Raw genomic sequence first — 1,836 nt, forward strand, 5'->3', positions numbered from 1 at the left:
CCAGTGCTTCGTTGGCCTCGCTGCAACTGAAGTCGAAGCAGGTCAGGTCTCGGTAGGCTGGGAAGCGCGCCACCTTCATCTGATAGGCCAGCGAGCGCAGCTCGCGCTCGGTGAGCTCGGCCTTGAGCAGACGCGACAGGATGGCCACGGCCGACTGGTAGGCCGGCGAGTCCTGCGCCGCCAGGTCGCCCAGCGCTTGTGCCATGCCGTGCAGCTTCAACGACTTGAGCATCTCCAACATGACTTCATGCTGCATGATGCACCTCCCGATCTCGCAAGCTGTCGTAGCGGCCGACGTTGGCCTGCGGTTCGACGTGCAGCGCCAGTGCCTGTGGTGAGGTGATCGGTGCCACGGGCTCGCCTTCCAGGAGGCGGCTGAGGATGTTCAGGATGGTTTGCTTGGACGGGGCACCCGCCTCCAGTGCGAGCTCCACCGCAGTGAGCACGGCCTGTTCGTCGTGCAACAGCACCAGCGCCAGGATCTCGACCATCTCGCGATCGCCACCAGGGCGTTTGAGCAGTGTGGATTGCAGGCGTCGGAAGCCCTCTGGCAGTTCGGCGAACGGTGCGCCGTTACGCAGCGCACCGGGCTTACGCTGCAGCACCGCGAGGTAGTGGTGCCAGTCATAGATTGTGCGCCCCGGAAGATGGCTACGGTCGATGTGCCGCACGTGCTCGGCAATCACCTGGCCTTCGGCCACGAACACGAGCCGATTGGCATAGACGCGCAGACTGATGGGCCGGTTGGCAAACGACGCCGGTACGCTGTAGCGGTTGCGCTCGAAGGTCACCAGGCAGGTTGGTGAGACGCGCTTGGTGTGCTCCACAAAGCCATCGAACGGCTGCCCCACGGGCATCAGGTGTGGCCGCTCCAGCGACCAGGCCTCCCAGAGGGTCATGTCCAGCTCAGGATGGCGGGTCTGCTGCCACAGCCGTACGCACTGGTCGGCCAGCCAGTCATTAAGTGCCGCCAGAGAGCCGAATGCAGGGATGCGTTGCCAGATGCGGTGACGGCTGTCCTGCACGTTCTTCTCTATCTGCCCCTTCTCCCAGCCCGAGGCCGGGTTACAGAACTCGGCGTCGAACAGGTAGTGGCTGACCATGGTGCTGAAGCGCAAGTTGACGTCACGCAACTTGCCCAGGCGCACGCGATCCACGGCGGTCTTCATGTTGTCGTAGATGCCGCGACGCGGGATACCGCCCCAGGCCACAAAGGCGTGGTGATGGGCATCGAACAGCATCTCGTGGGTCTGCAGCAGATACGCGCGCAGGAAGAATGCGCGGCTGTGGCTGAGCTTGAACTGAGCCACTTGCAGCTTGGTGCGCTCGCCGGCGATGACCGCCCAGTCCTCGCTCCAGTCGAACTGGAAGGCCTCACCCTCTGCGAAGCGCAGTGGGATAAAGGTGCCTCGCCCCGACGTGCGGGCTTGCTCCTGTTGCTCCTGGCGCCAGCGGCGAGCGAATGCGGCAACGCGATCGTAGGAGCCGGTGAAGCCCAAGGCACACAGATCAGTGTGGATCTGCTTGAGTGTGCGCCGTTGCTTGCGTGGCTTGTTGGCCTCGGTCTTGAGCCAAGCGGAGAGCTTGGCGGCATGGCCGTCGAGCTTGCTCGGACTCTGCCGTGCAGGATAGGCCGGTGCCGTGGTGTCAGCGCGCAGATAGCGCCTGACCGTGTTCCTGGAGATGCCCAGGCGTCTGGCGATCTCGCGCAGCGGGATCTGGTCGCGAAGATGCCAGCGTCGAATGATGCTCAGTATGGCCACGTCGATCACTCCGATCTCCCGCTCGTTGCCGAGCGGGACAGTGTTCTATACGTGGGTGAACAGTCGATGCAAA

General features: G+C 63.8%; 2 protein-coding genes. Both read right to left on the reverse strand.

The window, feature by feature from the left end; all coding sequences use genetic code 11:
* Nucleotides 1-256: ATP-binding protein (locus ACTWQN_RS37975; protein ID WP_443208521.1), on the reverse strand; the 256-nt coding region annotated here is incomplete at its 3' end.
* On the reverse strand, nt 246-1,772 hold the full coding sequence (istA, locus tag ACTWQN_RS37980; protein ID WP_012760797.1) for an IS21 family transposase: 1,527 nt from the start codon (nt 1,770-1,772) through the stop codon (nt 246-248). The genes istA and ACTWQN_RS37975, both read right to left, overlap by 11 nt.
* Nucleotides 1,773-1,836: the final 64 nt, after the last annotated feature.

Origin of the sequence: Saccharopolyspora antiqui, from assembly GCF_052246905.1 — a bacterium.
In the GTDB taxonomy this organism is placed as follows: Bacteria; Actinomycetota; Actinomycetes; order Mycobacteriales; family Pseudonocardiaceae; genus Saccharopolyspora.